Annotated in this window: 18 protein-coding genes; 3 read left to right on the top strand and 15 right to left on the bottom strand. The window is 71.7% G+C overall.

Translation table 11 applies throughout. From position 1 onward, the window contains the following. Window positions 1-21: 21 nt before the first annotated feature. The 7 genes from pstC to OG875_RS21085 all read right to left on the bottom strand — a co-directional run bounded on the left by pstC (window position 22) and on the right by OG875_RS21085 (window position 7,221). Window positions 22-1,020, bottom strand: coding sequence for a phosphate ABC transporter permease subunit PstC (gene pstC / locus OG875_RS21115; RefSeq protein WP_330175782.1), 999 nt, complete (start codon window positions 1,018-1,020; stop codon window positions 22-24). Window positions 1,021-1,081: 61 nt separating this feature from the next. Beyond that, complete coding sequence (locus OG875_RS21110) at window positions 1,082-1,471, bottom strand: hypothetical protein (protein ID WP_330175781.1); 390 nt, start codon at window positions 1,469-1,471, stop codon at window positions 1,082-1,084. Between the two features lie 230 nt (window positions 1,472-1,701). After that, a complete protein-coding gene (locus OG875_RS21105; RefSeq protein WP_330175780.1) occupies window positions 1,702-2,253 on the bottom strand; it encodes a DUF6630 family protein in 552 nt (183 codons plus the stop codon). Between the two features lie 106 nt (window positions 2,254-2,359). Further along, window positions 2,360-3,949, bottom strand: coding sequence for an MFS transporter (locus OG875_RS21100; RefSeq protein ID WP_443079277.1), 1,590 nt, complete (start codon window positions 3,947-3,949; stop codon window positions 2,360-2,362). A gap of 332 nt (window positions 3,950-4,281) precedes the next feature. Further along, window positions 4,282-5,535 (bottom strand): DUF4032 domain-containing protein, encoded by a 1,254-nt coding sequence (locus OG875_RS21095; protein WP_330175778.1) that lies wholly within the window; start codon window positions 5,533-5,535, stop codon window positions 4,282-4,284. 145 nt (window positions 5,536-5,680) lie between these two features. Further along, a complete protein-coding gene (locus OG875_RS21090) occupies window positions 5,681-6,889 on the bottom strand; it encodes a damage-control phosphatase ARMT1 family protein (RefSeq protein WP_330175777.1) in 1,209 nt (402 codons plus the stop codon). 167 nt (window positions 6,890-7,056) lie between these two features. Next, the gene (locus tag OG875_RS21085) at window positions 7,057-7,221 is read right to left on the bottom strand and encodes a hypothetical protein (RefSeq protein ID WP_330175776.1); all 165 of its coding nucleotides are present in this window, start codon (window positions 7,219-7,221) and stop codon (window positions 7,057-7,059) included. Between the two features lie 55 nt (window positions 7,222-7,276). Between OG875_RS21085 and OG875_RS21080 the strand changes: the two genes are divergently transcribed. Then, window positions 7,277-8,074 carry a class I SAM-dependent methyltransferase family protein gene (locus OG875_RS21080; RefSeq protein WP_330175775.1) on the top strand — a complete coding sequence of 266 codons (798 nt, stop codon included), beginning with the start codon at window positions 7,277-7,279 and terminating at the stop codon, window positions 8,072-8,074. Here the strand turns inward: OG875_RS21080 and OG875_RS21075 are convergent. Next, entirely contained in the window at window positions 8,055-8,528 is a 474-nt protein-coding gene (locus OG875_RS21075; RefSeq protein WP_330175774.1) for an anthrone oxygenase family protein, read from the bottom strand. The two genes, OG875_RS21080 and OG875_RS21075, sit on opposite strands and share 20 nt — an antisense overlap. A gap of 182 nt (window positions 8,529-8,710) precedes the next feature. After that, window positions 8,711-10,378, bottom strand: coding sequence for a vWA domain-containing protein (locus OG875_RS21070; protein ID WP_330175773.1), 1,668 nt, complete (start codon window positions 10,376-10,378; stop codon window positions 8,711-8,713). Between the two features lie 365 nt (window positions 10,379-10,743). Here OG875_RS21070 and OG875_RS21065 point away from each other — a divergent pair, with 365 nt between their 5' ends. Then, window positions 10,744-11,661, top strand: coding sequence for a DNA-binding response regulator (locus OG875_RS21065; RefSeq protein ID WP_330175772.1), 918 nt, complete (start codon window positions 10,744-10,746; stop codon window positions 11,659-11,661). Window positions 11,662-11,738: 77 nt separating this feature from the next. On the opposite strand, the gene OG875_RS21060 is transcribed toward OG875_RS21065, so the two are convergent. Together OG875_RS21060 and OG875_RS21055 are read right to left on the bottom strand one after the other, a co-directional pair. Continuing rightward, window positions 11,739-12,614, bottom strand: a complete 876-nt coding sequence (locus tag OG875_RS21060) for an ABC transporter permease (protein ID WP_330175771.1) — start codon at window positions 12,612-12,614, stop codon at window positions 11,739-11,741. Beyond that, window positions 12,611-15,250, bottom strand: coding sequence for an alpha/beta fold hydrolase (locus tag OG875_RS21055; protein ID WP_330175770.1), 2,640 nt, complete (start codon window positions 15,248-15,250; stop codon window positions 12,611-12,613). The genes OG875_RS21060 and OG875_RS21055 overlap by 4 nt, the downstream gene beginning before the upstream one ends. A gap of 198 nt (window positions 15,251-15,448) precedes the next feature. Between OG875_RS21055 and OG875_RS21050 the strand changes: the two genes are divergently transcribed. Beyond that, window positions 15,449-15,865 (top strand): GNAT family N-acetyltransferase, encoded by a 417-nt coding sequence (locus tag OG875_RS21050; RefSeq protein ID WP_330177840.1) that lies wholly within the window; start codon window positions 15,449-15,451, stop codon window positions 15,863-15,865. A gap of 29 nt (window positions 15,866-15,894) precedes the next feature. Here the strand turns inward: OG875_RS21050 and OG875_RS21045 are convergent, their stop codons facing one another. The 4 genes from OG875_RS21045 to iolB form a co-directional block, all read right to left on the bottom strand. Further along, a complete protein-coding gene (locus tag OG875_RS21045; RefSeq protein WP_330175769.1) occupies window positions 15,895-16,737 on the bottom strand; it encodes a class I SAM-dependent methyltransferase in 843 nt (280 codons plus the stop codon). Between the two features lie 211 nt (window positions 16,738-16,948). Beyond that, window positions 16,949-18,448 carry a CoA-acylating methylmalonate-semialdehyde dehydrogenase gene (locus tag OG875_RS21040; RefSeq protein WP_330175768.1) on the bottom strand — a complete coding sequence of 500 codons (1,500 nt, stop codon included), beginning with the start codon at window positions 18,446-18,448 and terminating at the stop codon, window positions 16,949-16,951. Window positions 18,449-18,490: 42 nt separating this feature from the next. Further along, window positions 18,491-20,377 carry a 3D-(3,5/4)-trihydroxycyclohexane-1,2-dione acylhydrolase (decyclizing) gene (gene iolD / locus OG875_RS21035; RefSeq protein ID WP_330175767.1) on the bottom strand — a complete coding sequence of 629 codons (1,887 nt, stop codon included), beginning with the start codon at window positions 20,375-20,377 and terminating at the stop codon, window positions 18,491-18,493. Next, window positions 20,374-21,342: a 5-deoxy-glucuronate isomerase gene (gene iolB, locus OG875_RS21030; protein ID WP_330177839.1), complete on the bottom strand. Its 969-nt coding sequence runs from the start codon at window positions 21,340-21,342 to the stop codon at window positions 20,374-20,376. Before iolB ends, iolD begins: the two co-directional genes overlap by 4 nt. Between the last annotated feature and the right edge of the window lie 117 nt (window positions 21,343-21,459).

Below are 21,459 nucleotides of genomic sequence, written 5' to 3'. Positions count from 1 at the left end.
ACGGTCATCTGTGGTGTCCCCTCACTCACTCGACGCACCGGACCTGCTGCGGGCGACGATCGACGACGCGGCGAAGTTGACGACGAGCGTCATCATGAAGAGGGCGAAGCCCGCGGCCATCAGGGCCGACATGCCGAACTCGCTGGCCTCGCCGTAGCGCAGGGCGATCAGCGCGGCCACCGAACTGGCGCCGTTCTGGAGCACATGGGGCTGGATCTCGAAGACCGGCGAGATGATCAGGTAGACGGCGATGGTCTCGCCGAGCGCCCGGCCGAGTCCGAGCATCGTGCCGCCGATCATGCCGCCCTTGCCGAAGGGCAGGACGACGCTGGAGATCATGCCCCAGCGGGTGGCTCCCAGCGCGTACGCGCCCTCCCGTTCCCCGACCGGCGCCTGCGAGAAGACCTCCCGCATCACCGAGCACGCGATCGGCGCGACCATCAGGGCCACGACGACGCCCGCGATGAACGTCGACGACGTGTAGACGGTCTCCGGCGCGAGCGGGTCGGCCGGGTCGGCCCCGGTCACCCGGAAAAGCGGGATCCAGCCCAGATAGGTGGCGATCCAGCGGGCGGTGGGCAGGATCTGCCCCTCGAAGAAGAACAGGCCCCACAGTCCGTAGACGACGGACGGTACGGCGGCCATCAGGTCGACCACACCGATCAGCGTCTGGCGCAGCCGGGGCGGTGCGTACTCGGAGATGTAGAGGGCCCCGCCGACCGCGAGCGGTACGGCCACGACGATCGCGACCACCGCGATCAGCACGGTCCCGACGAGCACGGCCGCGATCCCGAAGCGGCCGGCGTCCGGCTCCCACGCCTCGGTCGTCAGGAACGACCAGCCCGCCCTCGACAGGGCCTGCCACGCCCGGTACAGGAGGAATCCGCCGACCAGCAGCATGACGGCGAGCACCAGCCCGCCGCCGCCACGGGCGACCCCCCTGAAGACACGGTCGGGCAGGCCCGGATCCGCGTACAGCCTCCGGGGCGCCGCTTCGACCCCACTCGCTCTTCTCGTCACACGGCCGACGCTCTCGGTGCGCAATTGACGCGCGCGCACCGAGATGTGAACACGATGTGCCCTACGGGCAACTTCCCGTTACCTCGACCTTTCCGGCGAGCAGGGCGCGGAACCGCTGCCAGGCGGAACGGCAGGTCGAATGCCGTTCGTACGGTCGCGCCGAAACGGCGACAACGGTGTCGTCGCCGTCACGTAATAACCACATCCAGCCGTTGCCTCCCGCGGTGTGCTGCACGGCGCCGGTGAGTTCGACGTGCGTACGGCACAACTTCTCGAAGGCGCTACGGCAGTGGCCGTACTCGCCGAAAGGCTGGGCGGACACCGCGACCACCCGGCCGTTCTGCGCGACCACCCGCCAGTTGTACCCACCGTCCGCGTCGACGTGTATCCGGCAGCGCGCCCCGCCCGCATCGGATCTTTCTCCCTGGCTCCCGCCCTCGGAAACCATCATGTCGATCCACCCCCCGCCGTCCCCGTCGGAGAGTGGGGCGGCAGGCGCAACTTATTGAGACGGACGTGACAGTTGACGCCACAAACCCGACAACGCTGTCGGGATTCACCGCGAAGTTGCCCGTAGGACGCCCGCCGTCCATCGCGGGTAAGCCCTTTCTCCGTGGTCAGGCCGTTTCCCGGTGGCTCCTCCCCCGGCGGGCGGGCGTCTCCCCGGGCCGACGGGCGGCGCTACTCTCCGGACGGCCCCCGGAGACCGAGCGGCCACACGGCGAAGCCCGTTCCCTTCGCGAACGCCACCAGTTCGCCGACGCGTCCGGCGGACAGGCACGCCACCGGGTAGCAGTCCGACTCGATGTCGAGGACCACGAGCGCGGCGCCGACCTCGCGGTAGTGCCGGCCGCACGCCTCCAGGAAGTCGTGCGTCCACAACTCCCTCTCGCCGGCGTCGAACAGCGGCCAGGGGTCGACGGACGGGGCGGACGCCAGACGCTTCAGCCGGTGCCGTATCTCCTCCGCGTCCTCCTTCCAGTCGAACTCCGCGAGGAGCCGGTGCTCGTCGAGGGCGTCCACGAGGGCTATCCACGCGAGACCCGGGAACGGCTCGTCCACGCCACGGTCCTCCAGCCGGTCCGCGTACGCGCGCACATAACCCTCGGGGTCCTCGTGGGCCTGCCGCACCTGTGCCACGACGGCCGGGAGGCCGGGCGCCAGCAGCGTGGCCACGGCGGTCAGGGAATCGAGGACTCCGCCGGAGGCGGGGGCGGGTCCGGCACCGGACATGGGTGTGCTCCTTCTGCGGGCAGGGTCGGCCACGGGACGGATGCGCGTCGTGACGGCACCCGGAAAGCACCCTGCCACAGGGGTCCGACAACGGCCCCGGCCGCCGCTACGCCGAGGCATCCCGCCCCGGATCTCGCCCCTCCGCCGACCGTTCCGCCGACACCTCACGCTCCCCCGGCCCGTCCGGTTTCGTGGATGTCGGCGCGCCGGTCACCCGCGTTCCGGGATGGAAATACGAACACACGAACGCCACCGCGAGCGCGAGTGCCATCCCGTAGAAGACCCACCGGTTCGCTTCCGCGAAGTCCATCCGGATCGCGTCCATCGAGTCGCGCACAGTCCGTGCGATCGGTCCGCCGCCGGTCGGCCCCCGGGTGTCGGCCTGCCCGGACACGGCCTCCGCGACACCACGGGCGGCGTCCCGCGCGTCCCCCGCCGGTACGCCCTTCGACCGAAGGGTCTCGGTGACCCGGTCGGTGGTGACATGGGTGAGGACGGTGCCGAAGACGGCCAGGCCCACGCTCGCCGCGAAGTTGCGGATGGTCTGGGTGATGCCGGTGACCTCTCCGTAGGAGGCGCCGATCGCGCGATTGATCGCGTCGGTGGACGCCGGGGCGAGGAGCAGCCCGATACCGGCGCCCGCCAGCGCCACGTACGGCCACTGGTCGTGCATCGACAGGTCCGTCGCCTTCGACGCCCACAGGGCGAAGCCGAGCGCCCCGATCGCGGTGCCGAGCCGCATGGCGGGCCTGGCTCCGTGCTTGTCCAGGACGCGCCCACCGATCTGCGAGGCGAGGGCGAAGCCGACGAAGAGGTAGAGGAGGAAGAGCGCGGCCTGGTTCGGCGAGGCGCTCAGCGAGACCTGCGCGTACACCGACGCGAAGAAGAACACCGGGACGAACGCGAGCATGGCGAAGAACAGCACCGCGGAATCGACCGCGAAGGCCCGGTCCTTGAAGACCTCAAGCCTGATGAGGGGGTCACGGACACGCAGTTCGAGGAGACAGAACACGACGAGCACGAGCACACCGCCGACGACGCACCCCCAGGTGGCCGCGCTGCCCCAGCCCCAGGCGGACGCCTGCTGGAAGCCGAGCACACTCAGCCCCATCCCGACGGCCACCAGCACGGCACCGGGCACGTCGAGCCTCTCGCGGCGCGGGGTGTCCTTGATGTGGGCCATGGCCGTCAGTACGAGGGCGATCAGGGCGACGGGGACGTTCACCCAGAAGATGGCCCGCCAGGTCCAGTCGGTGAGCCAGCCGCCGAGCAGCGGTCCCACGGCGGTGAGTCCGCCGGAGAGCCCGAAGAAGAGCGCGAGGGCCCGGCCCCGCCGCTCCACGGGGAAGACCGCGACGACCACGGCGAGCGCGGCGGGGAACATGAGCGCGGCGCCGAACCCCTGGAGCGCCCGGAAGACGACGAGCCAGGTCTGCGCGACGCTCCCGCTCGGCACGCATCCGCACAGGACGGACGAGATCACGAAGACGAGCGTGCCGACCACCATGATCCGCCGGTGCCCGACGATGTCGGCCAGCCGCCCGCCGAACGCGAAGAACGCCGCCAGCGTCAGCAGATAGGCGTTGACCACCCACTGCATCCCGGAGGCCGAGAGGCCCAGTTCATGGATGATGTCCGGCGCGGCGATCGCGACGATCGTCTGGTCGATGAACGTCATCGAGACGGCGAACAGCATGGCCGCCAGAGCCACGGTCTGTCTCGGTGCCTCCTCGGTACGGAGGGGCTCGCCGGAACGGGGGGTATCGCCTCTTTCACTCATGGACGGGATCTTTCTCCCGTTTCCCCGTGACGCGCGCACGCGGCGCGCGCCTCCTACGGAGCCTGCGCGTCCGCGGGACCGTCCGAGTGATCCACCGGAGTGGTCCGCGCCACATGAATTCCCATGTGTAGCCGGCTGACCGCAGGGCATTCGCACTCCAGGTCCCGCCGCGTTTCCCCCGTCGCGGCGGGGCCGCTCACGTCTCCGGACGGCTCGTACGTCCCGGATCCCTCACGTGTCCGAAGCGCTCACAAGTCCGGGGCGGTGGACCGTCCCGCCTCCGGAACAGTCACGGATTCGGGGTGCGGCAGGACGGTGGAGACGTAGTCCTCGATCGTCGCGTCCCGGCCCACGTCGTGCCCCGCGCGCTCGGACAGGTACCACCGGTGTTCCAGCACCTCGTGGTAGATCTGCGCCGCGTCCGCCCTGCCGCGCAGCTCCAGCGGTACGGCCCGCACGGTCGGCCGGAACACGTCGCGCACCCAGCGGTGCGCCAGGACCTCCGGGCGGGCGCCCAGCGGGTCGCCCGGCACGTAGTCGTCCTGGCCGGCCATCCAGCTCTCCAGGTCGTTGAGCAGGCGCCGCGCCTGGTTCTCCTCCGCGTCCAGGCCCGTCAGCCGGAGCAGTTGGCGCTGGTGGTGCCCCGCGTCGACCACCTTCGGTACGAAGGTGACGGTGTCGCCCCTCGGCGACCGCTCCATCTGCATCTCCGCCACATCGAAACCCAGTTCGTTGAGCCGGCGGATCCGGCGGTCGATGTAGTGGCGTTTGTCGACCGGGTAGACGGACTCCCGCGTCAACTCGTGCCACAGATCCTCGTAGCGCCTGACGATCGCCGCCCCGAACGGCACCGGGTCGACGGACGGATGGAGCGAACCGGACGCCTCCAGGTCCATCAGCTCCCCGGCGATGTTCACGCGCGCCAGCTCTATGTCGTAGTCGCGCTGGCCCCGGCTGAGCGCCTGCTGGATCTGGCCGGTCTCGGCGTCCACGAGATACGCGGCGTACGCGCCCGCGTCGCGCCGGAAGAGCGCGTTGGACAGCGAGCAGTCGCCCCAGGCGAAGCCCGCCAGATGCAGCCTCACCAGGAGGACGGCGAGCGCGTCCATGAGGCGGTTGACCGTACTGGGGCGCATGGTCGACTCGAACATCGACCGGTACGGCAGGGAGCCCTTGAGGTGCCGGGTGATCAGGGCGGACTCCAGCGGGGTGCCGTCGGCGCCGACGCGCCCCGTCACCACCGCGACCGGGTCGACCGCCGGTATGCCCAGCCGGTGCAGATCCCTCAGCAGGCCGAACTCGCGCACCGCCGGGCGCTCGGCGATCTCCTTGACTGCCAGCACCTCGGACCCGGCCGCCGCGAACCGTACGACATGGCGTGAGATGCCGCGCGGGAGCGCCACCAGGCAGTCGTCGGGCCACTCTTCGAGCGGGATGCTCCAGGGGAGGTCGAGGAGCACGGCCGGCTGCTCCGGGTTGGTCGCGCTGATCTGGAGCGCCATGACACCTGCCTCCGGGGTTGGTTCGTCGCTCGAACGTCCGCTTGTTCGTGCGCCTTGTTCGTGCGTCTTGTTCGTGCGCCCTGGGTGTTCGTCCGCCGGTTCGTTCGGCTGCCCGCCTGGATCGCCCCGGGGCGTCGGTGGACGGTCAGGGCCGGACCTGGACGAGGCCGTGTGTCCCGCTCGTCCGCCACGACCCGCTCGCGCCGGCGCCCGCCTCTTCTTCGAGCCGCGCCACGATGCGCGGGGTGAGGCCGACGATCACGTCGGACTTCAGGGTACGCAAGGCGGCCACCGGTCCCGGGAAGTGGGCCGTCCGCTCGGCGAAGGACGTGGTGGGCGGCCAGAGCCGGTCACCCACGAGACGGCGGTAGTTGAGGTCGCCCTTCACGATCGTCAGGGCGGCGCCCGTGAACTCCTCCCGCAGATCGGCGGGCATCGCGTCGTACCCGAACGGCGCGCAGAAGAAACCGTGCGTCCGTACGGTGAGCCGCCCGTCGCCCATCGCGGCCCAGAGCCGTGCGCCCGCTTCCCCCGCCCTCCCGGGCGCCCGCACGACACGGCGCGCGCAGTCCACGACGTCGGCCGTGGTGGCGTCGGAGACGTAGTACGGATACGGCTTCACGTGCAGGACGACGCCGTCCGCGCGGTCGGTCGTCAGCAGGTGGTCGACGAGGAGCAGGTCGGGGATGAGCTCGCGGCCCGCGTTGTCGGCGACGAGGTGGACAGTCCGCGTACCGGCGGAGGGCCCGCCTTCGGGCAGCAGCGACCAGAGAGCGGCGCTGTCGTCGGCGACGAGGGGCGGCGGGGCGTCGACGGCGGTGGCGCCCCCGGAATCCCGCGAACCGGCCGTGAAACCGAGGTCCGCGCGATTGCCCCAGAGCGAGCCCCGGAGGTACGCGGCGGCCCGCTCCTCGGCCGGGCGGGGGGCGAGCGCGTCCAGCGCCGCGAGTTCGTCGTCCACGAGCGGTCCGCTCAACTCCGCCCGCTTGAACGGCGCGAACGGGTCGATGCCCTGCCAGGGGCCGGGCTCGAAGTAGCGGAGGGCGGCGAGAAGCCGGCGATAGAAGTAACTCTCGGACCACAGGAACGGCACGTCGAACCAGGACCGGCCGACGTACTCGGCGCTCCAGGTGTCCCACTGCTCACGGTCGTGCGCGCCGGGCTCCAGCGGTTCGATGACGCCCTCCGTGCAGGAGCTGAGCAGCGCGTCGAGGGCACGGTGCCGTTCCGGGGGCCACGGGAAGGCGTCCCGGACCTGCCGGATGAGCGCGGGATGTCGCTCGGCCAGCACGCTCCTCGCGAAGGAACCCGGTGCGCTGCTCACGATCACGGGTGCGTCGTCCGTCTCAGGCATGGCTTCCCTGTCCTCCGGAACGGCCGGGTGTCGGGCCGGTCGGTGCGGTCGTTGTGGTCTGTGCGATCGGTGTGGTCGGCGTGGTCTGTGTGGCGGTGGGGCTGGTCGGTGCCGATGTGCGGGTTCGGGTTCGGGTTCGGGTTCGGGGGGAGCGTACGCAGAACTACTCATCCGCCGCCCGAGTAGCCGCACGGATACCGAGGCCCGCGCTCCGGGACGACCCTGATCCGCATGACGAAGACGAGCGGCACACAGACGGGCAGCACGAGCACGGGCGGCACGAGCAGGATGAAGACCACCGACGCGAAGACCGCCAGGGCGAAGACGGCCAACGCCCCGCACCCCGGGGGTGACCGGCGCCCGGTGTCCCGGCCCCGGAACGGCCCGGTGAACCGCGCCCGTTGGGCCGTGACGCGGGCCGTCCTCGGCACTCTCGGCCGCGCGAGCACCGGCATCCGCATCGGGTACCGGCACGGCTTCGACAGCGGCCAGATGCTGGACTACGTGTACGTCAACAAGGCAGGCGGCTTCCCCCTTGTGGGGCATCTCATCGACCGCGTCTATCTGAACGCCGTCGGCTGGCGTGCCATCCGGGCCCGCCGCGAACTGCTGAAGGACGTCCTCCGTAAGGAGATCGCGCTGCGCGCGGGCGCCGAACGGCCCGAGGGGCCGGTGCGGGTGCTGGACGTGGCGTCGGGTCCGGGACGCTACCTCCAGGACCTGCTTCCGGAGTACCCGCCCGGCGCGGTCCAGGTCGCGTGCCGGGACCTGGACCGCGCCGGGCTCGCACAGGGTGAGCGCCGGGCGGCCGAGCGGGGCCTGACGGGGATCTCGTACGCGTACGGGGACGCCCTCGACCCCGCGCCCCTCCCGCACGCGCCCGACGTCGTCGTGGTGTCGGGGCTCTACGAGCTGCTGCTGGACGACTCCGTCATCGAGGCGTCCGTCGCCCGGCTGCGCGGGATGCTCGCTCCGGGCGGGGTGCTGGTCTTCACCACCCAGACCCGGCACCCTCAGTTGGAGTTCATCGCGAACGTCCTGCCGAACCGGGAGGGCGCCCTGTGGGAGATGACGTGCCGTCCCGTGGAACTGGCCGAGCAGTGGGCCCGGCGGGCCGGTTTCACGGAGGTCACGAGCCGGCGGGAGACCGTGGGGCTGTTCACGGTCACGACAGCGAGGCACTGACGATCAGCGCGAAGCCCCCGACGGCGAGAACCGTGCGGACGGCGTGGAGGCGGTTCCAGCGGCGCTCGAAGGCCGCGCGGACCACGCTGTCGGGGTGGATCTCCGGCGAGGTCTCGGAGGCCGCCAGGGCGTTGTTGAGCGGGATGTTGCCCGCGACGGTCACGAGGTGGTTGAGGACCACGCAGACCAGGCCGCCCAGCAGCAGCCACCGGTCGGTGTCCGAGCGGCCGTCGACGGGCACGGCGAGCGCGGCGGCCGGGAAGGCCACGACGGCGAGGAACACCGCCAGGAACAGTCCGCGCGGGACCTCCTCGTTGACACGGCGCATGGCGGTCACGAACTGACTGTCCGTGAGCCGGGCCATCGCGGGCATGATCCCGGTCAGGAAGATGAGCATGATGCCGGCGTACAGACCGGTGGAGACGACGGCGAGCGCGAGCAGGACGGTGGCCATGCCACCCATCATGGCTCGTGGGGAGGGCGGGCGCAGCGGCGTTTCCGCCGGGGCTTCCCCCGGGCGCCCGCCGTGCCGCGCCACGTCCTCCCCGCGCCTTGTTCGGGGCCGGGCCGGGACGGTTCGGGGCCGGGCCCCGAGCCGTTCCGGTGCCCGAGCCGTCCCGGTCCCGGCCCTCGCGGTCAGTCCCGGGCGCGGTCCGCCCTGTCGATGGCCTCCGCCAGGTCCGCCACCGACCGGTCCTCCGTGGCGTCGGCCAACACCCTTGCCCGCTCCTCCAGTTCACCGAGACCGGGCGCGGTGGGAAGCGCGCTCTCCCGCGCATCGCCGTCGTCCCCCGGCGCCCGGCCGCCGCGCAGTGCCTCGGCGAAGTACGCGGCGACGGCGGTGACCTGGAGCCGGGGCTTCGCGTCGCCCCAGAGCCGCCCGTCGACCGCGCTCGCACCGACCGAGCCCGACCGCTCGCGGGGCGCCCGGGTCCCGGGGTCGAGCCAGCGCACCGTGGCCTTCGCCACCTGGCCACTCGCACCGGGCCGCAGCTTGACCGCGTACAGCGCCGTCACCGTGTGCCCAGGCCCGACCTCGCCGCCGTCGACGCCGTCGTTACGGAAGTCCTCGTCCGCGACGGCCCTGTTCTCGTAGCCGATCAGCCGGAACCGCTCCACCGTGTCCCTGTCGAACGCCACTTGCGCCTTGGCGTCCCTGGCACGCAGGTCGAGGCTCATGGGGAGCTGGTCGACGAAGACCTTCCTGGCCTGCTTCCTGTTCGAGACGTACGTCGTGTGCCCGTCGCCCTTGTCGGCGAGCTGTTCCATCAGGGCGTCGCCGTAGTCGCTTCCGACGCCGACACCGAACAGGGTGATGCCGTGCTCCTCCCGGGCCTCCGCGACGTGTTCGAGGATCACGTCCGCCTCCGTCTCGCCGGTGTTGGCGAGCGCGTCGGACAGCAGGACGACGCGGTTGGTGGCGCCCTTCCGGAGGCCGTCGACGGCCTCGGCGTAACCGGTCTCGACGCCCGCCCCGACGTTGGTCGACCGGGCCGGTGCCAGCTCCGAGATCACGTCGCGGATGCGTGCGCGGCTGTCGCCGACACGCGTCATCGGCAGCCTGGTCTCCGCCTCCTCACTGAAGGTGACCAGGGCGATCGAGTCGTCGCCGCGCAGTTCGTCCGTAAGGATGCCGAGTGATTGCTTGACGAGGTCGAGGCGGCCGGGCTCGGCCATCGACCCGGAGATGTCGATCACGAACGTGAGCGCCGCGGGCGGGCGTTGGCCCGCGTGGTCGGCCGGTCGGGTGGCGAGACCGACGCGCAGCAGCGACCAGTCGTCGTCCGCGCCGGGCGCCGCCGCGCCGTCCACCGTGACGGAGAAGCCGTCGCCCTCGGGCGGTTCGTAGTCCTGGCGGAAGCTGTTGACGAACTCCTCCGGCCGTACGGTGGCGGGATCCGGCAGCCGGCCCTCGCCGAGCGTACGGAGCGCGTATCCGTAGGAGGCGGTGTCGACGTCCAGGGCAAAGGTCGACAGGTAGTCCGGTTCCGGCGCGAACTCCCCCTCATCCGCCGTGTCGCGCTTCTTCTCTTCGCCGTCCGGCTGTCCCCCGCCCTCTTCGGCGCGGTCGGCGGGGCCCGCGGTTCCCGGACCGGATCCGGGTCCGCCGTCCGCGCCGGGCCCGCCGCCGATGGCCGATCGTTCTGCGGACTTGTTCGAGTCCGCGGCGTCCCCAGCCGAGCAGCCGGTGAGCAGCAGGCCGCCCGCCAGCAGCACGGCCGTCGCGGCTCGGTACGCCTTCGGGTGCGGTTGCGTCCTTGTCCTTGGTTTCGTCAGCTTCGACAGCCTCGTCAGCTGCTTCATGGTCCCCCCTGGTTTCTCCGCCACGTGTGAATGTGACGTACGAGGGGGTCTGTGGGATCGCGACGGGACATTGCGGATGAATCTCAATGCGGCAACGGAGAAGGGGAGTTGTCCTTCCGCACCCGCCACGCCGGCCGGCTCCGCGTGACGTGGTGGGCGGACTGTTGCCGTTGATTCGTGGGGCGACGCGATTGGCATGGAGTCGCCACTCACCGAACTTCACTTGTCACGGTACGCAGTCTCATGAGTACATGGAGTGGCGTACGGCTCCGAGGGGATGGCGGGGGTGGTCAGCCGTGGCACATGTTCCTGGCTCCGTGCTGAACAGGTCGGCGCTACCGAGAAGCGCACTGCGGGGGGACGCGGTGGAGAGTCTCCGACCGGCGAGCCGGCCGGTCCGCGGCACCCATCAGGTCGCCGCCGCGCTGGCGGCGCTCGTGCGTTCCGCGCGTCGCGAGTTGCTGACGTTCGACGATCCGGGCAGTTCACCGGGGAAGGGGCTGCCCTTGCCCTTCGTGGAGTTCGCCCACGCGTGCGTCCGCGCGGTCGCGGAACGGGCGGACCCGGAGGCGCGGCCCGAGACCCGCGCGGGCTCCGGCCCGGGTTCGGGTGCCGGTCCGGGCCCACGCGCCGGGCCGGGTGCCGGGCAGGGCCCCGGTGTTGGACACGGTGCGGGTGCCGGTACGGGTGCGGGTGCCGGGCTGAGGTCCGTCGCCGGGACGGCTCCGCTGCCCGCGGTTCCGCTCACGGTCCGCCGGATCGTGCCGCGTCGTGGCCTGGCGGGGCTGCCGTACGAACTGCGCGCGCTCGCCCGTGGAGCACGGCAGACGGAGTCGATCCCGTTCAAGATGGTCCTCGTGGACCGTACGACGGCCGCGCTTCCCCTGGACTTCGACTTCCACTTCAACGGGCTGCTGCTGATCCGGGACCCGGTCGTCGTCGGGGCCCTGGTCCGTATCCATCAGCACTGGTGGGACAGCGGCGAGGAGCTTCCCCTGACGGGGCACCCGGCGGACGGTTCGGCGGGCGGGTCCTCGCCGGGCCCGGCGCCGGTCGACACTGTGCCCCATCAGGGTTCCGCGCCCGAGGCCGACACCCTGTCCCCTCACTTGCGGCCCGTGCTCGACGCCCTGTTGTGCGGGCTCACCGACGAGGCGGCGGCGGCCCGGCTCGGTATGTCACCCCGTACGTACAGCAGACGGGTGGGTGAACTGCTGACCGCGCTCGGCACGACGAGCCGCTTCCGCGCGGGGGCGGAAGCGGCTCGCCGGGGCTGGCTGTGACTGCCGCCGGGAGGCGGCCGGCTCAGGGCGCCGCCCCGACGGACCCTGCCGTGCGACCGGGGGCCTGTCTCAGGGGCTCAACTCACGATGTCCTTGCGGGAGAAGTTCCGGAACGCGAGCGCGAAGAGCACCAGCGCGTATGTCACGGAGATCGCCGAGCCCTTCAGCATGCCGCTCCACTCCAGCTGGGGCTGGAGCGCGTCCGCCCACGCGAACTGCCAGTGCGCGGGCAGGAAGTCCCGCCAGGTCCCGAGCGCCGTGACCTGGTCGAGCACGCTGCCGATGATCGTCAGCCCGACCGCGCCGCCGACCGCGCCGAGCGGGGCGTCGGTCTTCGTGGAGAGCCAGAAGCCCAGACCTCCGGTGACCAGTTGGGAGACGAAGATGAACGCGATCACGAGCGCCAGCCTCGGCACGGCCTCCGCCGTACCCAGGGACCCTCCGGTGGGCAGCGCCAGTGGCCCCCAGCCGTACGCGGCCGTGCCCGCCGCCAGCGCCACGACCGGCAGCAGCACCATCGCCGCCAGGCTCATGAGCATCGCGACGGCCAGCTTGCTCCACAGCAGCCGGGCGCGGGGCACCGGAGCGGCCAGCAGATAGCGCAGCGACGACCAGCTCGCCTCGGAGGCCACGGTGTCGCCGAAGAACAGCGCGACGGGCACGACCAGCAGGAAACCGGCCGAGACGAACAGGCACACGGCGGCGAAGTTGGCCCCGGACGCCGTCGCGGTGTCCATCAGGTTCAGCCGTCCGCCACCATCCCCGTCCCCGTCGCCGTCGGAGCCCGGAGTCCCGCCGATGGCGAAGGCCACGATCATGACGAAGGGCAGGATCGCGAGCACCGCGCCCATCGCGAGGGTCCGTCTGCGCTTGAGCTGTCGTACGAGTTCGACCCGGAGCGGCAGGGTGCGGCCCGCCCGGTAGCCCGGAGCGGATTCGGTCAGCGCGCTCATGCGGAGGCTCCAGAGATGAGAGTGAGGAAGGCGTCCTCCAGGCGGCGGTGCGGTCCGACGCCGGTCAATGTCACATCGAGCCGGACGAGTTCGGTGACCAGGGTGTTGGTGTCGGCGCCGTCGAGCCGTACCAGCAGTCCCTCGTCCGTACGGATGGCGGACCCGATACCGGGCAGCGAGCCGATCTTCTCGACGACGGGTTCGGGCACCTCCCCTGCGGTGGTGACGAGCACGGTGTCACCGGAGCCGGTGATCTCGGCGACGGGCCCCGCCTGCACGAGCCGGCCGCGATCCATGACGACCAGATGCGTACAGGTCTGTTCGACCTCGGAGAGGAGATGGCTGGAGACGATCACGGTCCGTCCGGCCGCCGCGTAACGGATCATCACGTCCCGCATCTCACGGATCTGCGGCGGGTCGAGGCCGTTGGTCGGCTCGTCCAGGATGAGGAGGTCCGGCAGACCGAGCATGGCCTGGGCGATCGCGAGGCGCTGTCGCATGCCTTGGGAGTAGGTGCGCACGGCGCGGGCGAGGGCGTCGCCGAGCCCGGCGATCTCCAGGGCCTCCTCGATGTGGGAGTCCTCGGCGGGGCGGCCGGTGGCCTGCCAGTACAGCTCCAGGTTGTCGCGCCCGGACAGATGGGGCAGGAAGCCCGCGCCCTCCACGAAGGCTCCGACATGGGACAGCACCGGGGCGCCGGGCCTGATGGCGTGCCCGAAGACCCGGATCTCACCGGCATCGGGGGTGATGAGCCCCATCAGCATGCGCAGGGTCGTGGTCTTGCCCGCGCCGTTCGGCCCGAGGAGTCCGAGCACCTGTCCCCGCTCGACCCGGAAGGAGAGGTCCCGTACGGCGTAGCGGTCGACGGACTTGGCATAGCGCTTCGACAGGTCCGTGATCTGGAGTGGGACGTCGGCCAGTGCCGGATCGGGCGCCGGTGCGCCGACCCGGCGGCGCGCGGTGAACAGCAGCGCGCCCGCGATCGCCACGCCCGCCAGGGGCAGGCCCCACACCCACCAGGCGAGGGTGGCTGTGGCCGTGGCCAGGCCGGGCGCGGTGGGGACGGACAGTTCGCCGTCCAGCGCGACGGTATAGGTGGCGGGTGTGACGGGTGAGGCGTGGGCGAGGTCGGTGGAGGCGAGGACGACGCGCAGCCGGTGCCCCGGTTCCACCTGGTGGTCGATGGCGGGCAGGGTCAGTTCGACGGTCCTGCCGCCGTTCTCGAGTCCGTCGATCCGCACCGGTGCGACGAGTTGGGAGGGCAGCACCTGGCGCCGGCCGTCGGGCCCGACGTCGTAGACCTTGCCGAAGAGGACCGCTTCCCCGGTGTCGGAGCCGACGGTGACCCGGACGGTCGGTGAGCCGGTGATCTGGAGGGGCCGGTCGAGCGGCCGGGAGTCGAAGCGGGCGGACTGTCCGGGGTGGTCGAGGGCGAGGCCCATGCCGAACGAGGAGAGTTGGGACAGTCCGGCGCCGACGCCCGGCACGCTGGAGATGGCCGGCGGGCTCGCCCCGGCCGGGTTGCCGAACGTCTGGGTACGTCCGGAGAGCGGGACCGCCGTCGTCCCGCTGCGCAGTCCGGGATAGCTGTCGCGGCTCGCTCCGCGCAACGTCGCCCGCCCGTCGGTGGAATCGACGCCTCCGGTCCGGGTGACGCGGAACGCGGGCCCGGTGTCGGCACCGGCGTCCTTGGTGAGGTAGTGGTCGAACCAGGCGGAGATACGGCTCTCGATGCGGGTGGTCTCGGCGTTCCCGCCGTCGTGACCGCCCGCCATCCAGTCCACGGCGACGGGAGCGCCGTTGGCCTTGATCGTTTTCGCCATGGCGTCGGACTGGGCGAGGGGGAAGAGGGAGTCGGTCTGGCCCTGGATGATCAGCGCGGGGACCTTGATCCGGTCGCCGACGGCGGACGGGCTCCGCTCCTCCAGGAGCTGTTCGGCGGCGGCGTCGGGCTTTCCGGCGACGGCGACCCGCTCGTACATCTCGCAGAGTTGCTTCTCGAAGGTGTCGCAGCCGCCGCCGGTGGTGAAGAAGACCCCGGCCCAGAGCTTCTTGAAGACGCCTTCGGGGAACAGGGAGTCGGCGAGATTCCAGTAGGTGATCACGGGGGCGATGGCGTCGACGCGCGGGTCGTGGCCGGCGCCGAGCAGGGAGATGGCACCTCCGTAGGAGGCTCCGGTCATACCGACACGTGGGTCGCCCTCGGCATCGCGCTGGACCTCGGGGCGCTCGGCGAGCCAGTCGATCATCCGGGAGACGTCTTCGACCTCGTGGGCCGGGTCGTTGAGTCCGATGGTGCCGGTGGACTTCCCGAACCCCCGCGCCGACCAGGTCAGTACGGCGAACCCGTCACGCGCGAGCTTCTCGGCCTGGGCGCGTACGTCGTTCTTGCTGCCGCCGAAGCCGTGGCCGAGCAGGACGGCGGGCCTGCGGCGGTCGTCGTCTCCGGCGGTGAAGTACGAGGTGTCGATCCGGGCGCCGGGCATCTCCATGATCCGGTCGGCCCGGTGCACGGTGGGCGCGCCGTCCGAGGCGACCGCGGTCCAGGTTCCGGCGCCGAGGAGCAGCACGGCGGCGGCCGCGCCCGCGAGCCATCGTGTGCGCGGCCGTGGCCGTCGGGGGGTGGGGATCTCCATGATTTAACCCTAAACGGCCCCGTGGGCCGTCCGTGTGGACGCCGGTCGGAACTCAGGGGCCTCCTTGAGGAGTACGGGGTAGCGTCGGCATACACCAGGCGCGGTACACGGGCCCCTGAGGTGCGGCGCCGACGTGCCCGCGCGAGGGGGCACGGGTGACGGGCCACGGTCGAGGAGAAGCGAGGCCGTATGACGGACATGGAGATCCGCCGGGCGACGACGGTGGGCGAACTCGTCGCCGCGCAGCATCTGTACGACGGTCCGGCCCGGCGGGAGTGGGCGGAGCGTTTTCTGGCCGCGCCGGGGCATCTGCTGCTGATCGCCTATGCCGACGGAATCCCGGCCGGATTCGTCTCCGGAATCGAGATGCTGCATCCGGACAAGGGTGTGGAGATGTGCTTGTACGAACTGGCGGTGGACGAGCCGTACCGCCGGCGTGGCATCGGGCGGGGGCTGGTCGACGCGCTGGCGGCGGTCGCGCGCGAGCGCGGCTGCTACGACATGTGGGTGGGTGTGGACACCGACAACGAACCGGCGCTGGCGACCTACCGGTCGGCCGGGGCCCGGGACGAGGGGCACTTCGCCATGCTGACCTGGGAGTTCCCGAAGGTGTAGGCCCCGTGCGCCCCGGGGGTGTCCTTGGCTCACGGGCGCTCGGCGGTGACGAGCCAGAGGCGGCTGGTCAGCCGTACGCCCTGCCGGGTCTCGAAGGCGTGGAACGCCTCCGTGGCGGCGTCGTGCACGCGGGTGCGCGTCCGCTCGTCGGCCTCGGCCTCCGCGAGCCAGTGCTGAAGAGGGCCCCAGCCCATCAGGAAGGCCGAGGCGTCGGAGGCGTCCTTGCCCCAGTGCTGGGTCAGCGCCAGGGCCCGGAGCCCGATGCCCTTGAACCCCGCCTCGCCGAGCACCCGTTCGGTGTGCGCGGGATCGGCGAAGGAGGCGGGCTGGTGCCTGCTGTCGTCGTGGAGGGCGGGCAGGGTGACCTGCGTACCGATGGCGGCGAAGATCACGGCCTGGTCCATGAGGCTGAAGGACTGCGGGCAGACGAAGGCGAGCCGTCCGCCGGGCCGTAACGCCCGTCCGATGTTGCGGAACGCGGCGGCGGGATCGGCGAAGAACATCACCCCGAAGCGGCTCACGGCGATGTCGAAGGACGCCTCCTCGAAGTCGTGCACCTGGGCGTCGCCCTGGACGAACGTCAGGTCCTCGATGCCCTCCGCCGCGGCGCTCTCCCTGGCCCGCGCCAGCATGGGCGCCGACAGATCTATCCCGACGGCCCGCGCCCCGCGTCGCGCCGCGAGCCGCGCGACCCGTCCGTTGCCGCACCCCACGTCGAGGAGGCGGTCGCCCTCCCTTATGCCTGCCGCTTCGAGCAGCGGAGCATTGGCGGCATCGTTAAGATTGTCGTACCGATCTTGGTGTTCCGCCCAGTGCTTGCCCTCGTAGCCGTTCCACGCAGCGGCCTGGGCCGAGTTCACCATGTCCGTCATGCCTTCCATACTGCCGCTCCGCCCGTCCTGGGCCCACAGCATGGCGAGAACTCGACGCGCACGGCGCGCCTGCTTCACAGAACGGGGTTCCACCGGACGCGCGCGGAGCCGCGCCTCAACTCCCGCTTCCACGAGGCCCGGTAGGTGGACGGCGGCCCGCGCGGCACGGAACTGCCGGGCGGGCCGCCCGTGGTGGCGTGGCGTGGGTGGGTCAGTGGTTGCGGGGGAAGCCCAGGTCCACGCCCGTCGGGGCGTCCGCCGGGTCCGGCCAGCGGGTGGTGACGACCTTGCCGCGGGTGTAGAAGTGCACGCCGTCGTTGCCGTAGATGTGGTGGTCGCCGAAGAGCGAGTCCTTCCAGCCGCCGAAGGAGTGGTAGCCCACCGGCACCGGGATCGGCACGTTCACGCCCACCATGCCCGCCTCCACCTCCAGTTGGAAGCGGCGGGCGGCGCCGCCGTCTCGGGTGAAGACGGCCGTGCCGTTGCCGTAGGGGGAGGCGTTGATGAGGGCGACGCCCTCGTCGTACGTCTCCGCCCGCAGGACGCACAGCACCGGGCCGAAGATCTCGTCGCGGTAGGCGTCGGAGTCGGTCGGGACGTGGTCGAGGAGCGACAGGCCGATCCAGTGGCCGTTCTCGAAGCCGTCGACACGCAGGCCCGTGCCGTCCAGGACGACCTCGGCGCCCTGCGCGGCGGCGCCCGTCACGTACGAGGCCACCTTGTCGCGGTGGGCCGCCGTGATCAGCGGGCCCATCTCGGAGGCCGGGTCGGTGCCGGGGCCGATGGTGATCTTCTCGGCGCGTTCGCGGATCTTCTGGACCAGTTCGTCGCCGATCGCCCCGACCGCGACGACCGCCGAGATCGCCATGCAGCGTTCCCCGGCGGAGCCGTACGCCGCCGAGACGGCCGCGTCCGCCGCCGCGTCCAGGTCGGCGTCCGGCAGCACCAGCATGTGGTTCTTGGCGCCGCCGAGCGCCTGGACGCGCTTGCCGTGGGCCGACGCGGTCGTGTGGATGTGGCGGGCGACGGGCGTGGAGCCTACGAAGGACACCGCCGCGACGTCCGGGTGGGTCAGGAGCGAGTCGACGGCCACCCGGTCGCCGTGGACGACGTTGAGCACGCCGTCCGGCAGCCCTGCCTCGGCGATGAGTTCGGCCAGCAGATTCGCCGGCGAGGGGTCCTTCTCGCTCGGCTTCAGTACGAAGGTGTTGCCGCAGGCGATGGCCAGCGGGAACATCCACATCGGCACCATCGCGGGGAAGTTGAACGGGGTGATGCCCGCGACGACGCCCAGCGGCTGCCTGATCGACGAGACGTCGACCCGCTGGGAGACCTGCGTCGACAGTTCCCCCTTGAGCTGCGTGGTGATCCCGCAGGCCAGTTCGACGATCTCCAGTCCGCGCGCCACCTCGCCCAACGCGTCGGAGTGGACCTTGCCGTGTTCGGCGGTGATCAGCGCGGCGATGTCGTCGCGGTGCGCGTCGAGCAGCGCGCGGTAGGCGAACAGGACGCCGGTGCGGGCGGAGAGGGAGGACGTGCCCCAGGTCGTGTACGCGGCCTTCGCCGCCGTGACCGCCGCGTCCACCTCCTCGGCGGAGGCGAGCGCGACCCGGGTGGTGACCGCGCCGGTCGCCGGGTCGGTGACCTGGCCCCAGTTGCCCGAGGTGCCCTCGACGGTCCTGCCACCGATCCAGTGGTCGACAGTCTTCATTGCCTGCTCCTTCGGGTCCGTCGGCACGGGGGGTGAACCGGGTCAGAGGTGGCGGCGGCGGGCCGCCGCCTCGCGGTCGTACTGCTCGCGTGCCGTGACGGCCGCCGCGCGGGTCGCCGTCTGCGCCACGGGAACATCCCACCACGCCTGGGCGGGAGGCGCGCCCGACACTGTGTCTGCCGTTTCGGTCTCCGTGTAGACACATGTGGGCACGTCGGACGCGCGCGCGACAGCGAGGGCTTCGCGCAGGTCACGGATGGTTTTGGCACGCAGCACGCGCATCCCGAGCGAGGCCGCGTTGGCGGCGAGGTCGACGGGGAGCGGGTCGCCGGTGTACGTCGGCGAGCCGACGGTGTCGGCCTCCCGGTAGCGGTACGCCGTACCGAACCGTTCCGCGCCGACGGACTCCGAGAGACCGCCGATCGACGCGTAACCGTGGTTCTGGAGAATCACCAGCTTCAGGGGGAGACGCTCCTGGACGGCGGTGACGATCTCGGTGGGGTTCATCAGGTAGGTGCCGTCGCCGACCAGTGCCCAGACGGGGCGCCCGGGGTCGGCGAGCATCACACCGATCGCGGCCGGGATCTCGTAACCCATGCAGGAGTAGCCGTACTCGACGTGGTACTGGTCGCGGGAGCGGGAGCGCCACAGTTTGTGGAGGTCGCCGGGGAGCGATCCGGCGGCGTTGACGACGATGTCCTCGTCGGTGACGAGTGCGTCGAGCAGTCCGAGGACCTGCGGCTGGGTGGGGCGCAGGAGGTCCTCGGAGGTGTCGAACGCGGCGTCGACCCGGTGCTCCCAGCGTTCCTTGTCGTCGGCGTACTCGGTGGCGTAGGCGGCGTCCACGCGGTGGCCCGCGAGGGCCGCGGTCAGCTCCACGAGGGCGGTGCGGGCGTCGGCGACCAGGGGCGCGGCGGCCAGTTTGTGGGCGTCGAAGCCGGTGACGTTGATGTTGAGGAAGCGGACGGCCGGGTTCGTGAAGAGGGTCGCCGAGGCAGTGGAGAAGTCGGACCAGCGGGTGCCGACGCCGATCACCAGGTCGGCGGTGCGGGCCAGTTCGTCGGCGGTGGCGGTGCCGGTGTGGCCGATGCCGCCGACGTCCGCCGGGTGGTCGTGGCGCAGCGAGCCCTTGCCGGCCTGGGTGGAGGCGACGGGGATGCCGGTGGCCGTCACGAGGGCGGCGAGCGCGTCCTCGGCCGCGCTGTGGTGGACTCCGCCGCCCGCGACGAGGAGCGGGCGGCGGGCGGCGCGGATCGCCTCGGCGGCGTCGGCGAGTTCGTACGGGTCGGGGCCCTGCCTGCGGACGCGCCAGACCCGTTCGGCGAAGAACGCCTCCGGCCAGTCGTACGCCTCCGCCTGGACGTCCTGCGGCAGGGCGAGGGTGACCGCTCCGGTCTCGGCGGGGTCGGTGAGGACCCGCATGGCGGCGAGCGCGGCCGGGACGAGGGCCTCGGGGCGGGTGACGCGGTCGAAGTACGCGGAGACGGGGCGCAGCGCGTCGTTGACGGAGATGTCGCCGGCGTGGGGCACTTCGAGCTGCTGGAGGACGGGGTCGGCGGGGTGGGTGGCGAAGATGTCGCCGGGGAGCAGCAGCACGGGCAGCCGGTTGACGGTGGCGAGGGCGGCGCCGGTGACGAGGTTGGTGGCGCCGGGGCCGATGGAGGTGGTGACGGCGTGGGTGGCGAGGCGGTTGCGCTGCCGGGCGTAGCCGACGGCGGCGTGCACCATGGCCTGTTCGCTGCGGCCTTGGTAGTAGGGCATGTCGGGGCCGGCCTGGACGAGGGCCTGGCCGATGCCCGCCACGTTGCCGTGGCCGAAGATGCCCCAGGTGGCGTCGATCAGCCGGCGGCGGTTGCCGTCGCGTTCGGTGTACTGGCGGGACAGGAAGGCGATCAGTGCCTGGGCCACGGTGAGGCGGCGCGTACTCATCGGGGGGTCTCCTCGTCCTTGTCCGTGGTCGAGTCCGTGGTCGAGTCCTCATAAGGAGGGCGACTCGGCGGGGCCTCGTACATCGGCAGCCGTGGATCGACCGCCTGGCCCGCCCAGGTGTCCCGGATCCAGCCGTGGTCGGGGTGGTCGCGGATCAGCCACTCCCTGGCCGGGCCGGGTCCCGCCATCACGTTGAGGTAGTACATGGCGCGGCCGGGGGCGGCGACGGACGGGCCGTGCCAGCCGTCCGGGACGAGGACGGTGTCGCCGGTGCGGACCTCGGCGAGCACGTCGGTGCCGCCGGGCCGGGAGGGTGAGACGCGGTGGTAGCCGAGGCCGCCGTCCTCGATCTCGAAGTAGTAGATCTCCTCCAGCACGGACTCGACGCCGGGGTGGTGCTCGTCGTGCTTGTGCGGCGGGTAGGAGGACCAGTTGCCGCCGGGGGTGAGCACCTCGACGGCGATGAGCCGGTCGCAGTCGAACGTGTCGGCGGCGGCGAAGTTGTTCACCTGGCGGGAGCAGTTGCCGCTGCCCCGCAGTTCCACCGGAACCTCCGGTGCGGAGCCGTAGCGAGCGGGGAGTCGTCGCTCGCACTTCGCTCCTGCCAGGGCGAAGCGGCCCCCCGCACCGGAGGCGATCTGGGCGTGGGCGTCACGCGGTACGTACGCGAAGTCCGTGACCGAGCTGAACACGCTTGCTCTGCCCAGCAGTTCAAAGATCTCGCCGTCGGTGTGCACCGTACAACCGCCGCTGAGCGGAAGCACGATCCACTCGCTGTCACCGCTGTCCAGCGTGTGTGTACCACCGGGCGGCAGGTCGAGGACGCGCAGGGTGCTGTGGTGCCAGCCGGCCCGTCGCGGTTCGATGTCGAGCGCGTACGGTCCGTTCGCCGTGCGGCCCGCGCGCACGTGCCGTTCCAGGAGCTCCCCGTCGGAGCCCGTGTCCGTGCCGAACGTGCCGGACATGCCGTCCGTGCCGGTGTCGCCGGTGTCGCTGCCCGTCGTCATGGTCGATCCGTTTCCCTCCGCGTGTCCGCCTACTCCCGCCGCGTCCTTCGTCCGCTCCCCTGCTCCCCCGCGCCC

The sequence above is a fragment of the Streptomyces sp. NBC_01498 genome, assembly GCF_036327775.1.
Classification (GTDB): Bacteria; Actinomycetota; Actinomycetes; order Streptomycetales; family Streptomycetaceae; genus Streptomyces.
The sequence above is the reverse complement of the archived record's forward strand: the minus strand, read 5'-3'. Positions and strand labels throughout refer to the sequence as shown.

Coding starts and splice junctions, on each gene's coding strand:
- OG875_RS21110 (WP_330175781.1), bottom strand. CDS start 1,471: ATGATGGTTTCCGAGGGCGGGAGCCAGGGAGAAAGATCCGATGCGGGC.
- OG875_RS21105 (WP_330175780.1), bottom strand. CDS start 2,253: ATGTCCGGTGCCGGACCCGCCCCCGCCTCCGGCGGAGTCCTCGATTCC.
- OG875_RS21100 (WP_443079277.1), bottom strand. CDS start 3,949: ATGCTGTTCGCCGTCTCGATGACGTTCATCGACCAGACGATCGTCGCG.
- OG875_RS21095 (WP_330175778.1), bottom strand. CDS start 5,535: ATGGCGCTCCAGATCAGCGCGACCAACCCGGAGCAGCCGGCCGTGCTC.
- OG875_RS21090 (WP_330175777.1), bottom strand. CDS start 6,889: ATGCCTGAGACGGACGACGCACCCGTGATCGTGAGCAGCGCACCGGGT.
- OG875_RS21075 (WP_330175774.1), bottom strand. CDS start 8,528: ATGGCCACCGTCCTGCTCGCGCTCGCCGTCGTCTCCACCGGTCTGTAC.
- OG875_RS21070 (WP_330175773.1), bottom strand. CDS start 10,378: ATGAAGCAGCTGACGAGGCTGTCGAAGCTGACGAAACCAAGGACAAGG.
- OG875_RS21060 (WP_330175771.1), bottom strand. CDS start 12,614: ATGAGCGCGCTGACCGAATCCGCTCCGGGCTACCGGGCGGGCCGCACC.
- OG875_RS21055 (WP_330175770.1), bottom strand. CDS start 15,250: ATGGAGATCCCCACCCCCCGACGGCCACGGCCGCGCACACGATGGCTC.
- OG875_RS21050 (WP_330177840.1), top strand. CDS start 15,449: ATGGAGATCCGCCGGGCGACGACGGTGGGCGAACTCGTCGCCGCGCAG.
- OG875_RS21045 (WP_330175769.1), bottom strand. CDS start 16,737: ATGACGGACATGGTGAACTCGGCCCAGGCCGCTGCGTGGAACGGCTAC.
- OG875_RS21040 (WP_330175768.1), bottom strand. CDS start 18,448: ATGAAGACTGTCGACCACTGGATCGGTGGCAGGACCGTCGAGGGCACC.
- iolD (WP_330175767.1), bottom strand. CDS start 20,377: ATGAGTACGCGCCGCCTCACCGTGGCCCAGGCACTGATCGCCTTCCTG.
- iolB (WP_330177839.1), bottom strand. CDS start 21,342: ATGTCCGGCACGTTCGGCACGGACACGGGCTCCGACGGGGAGCTCCTG.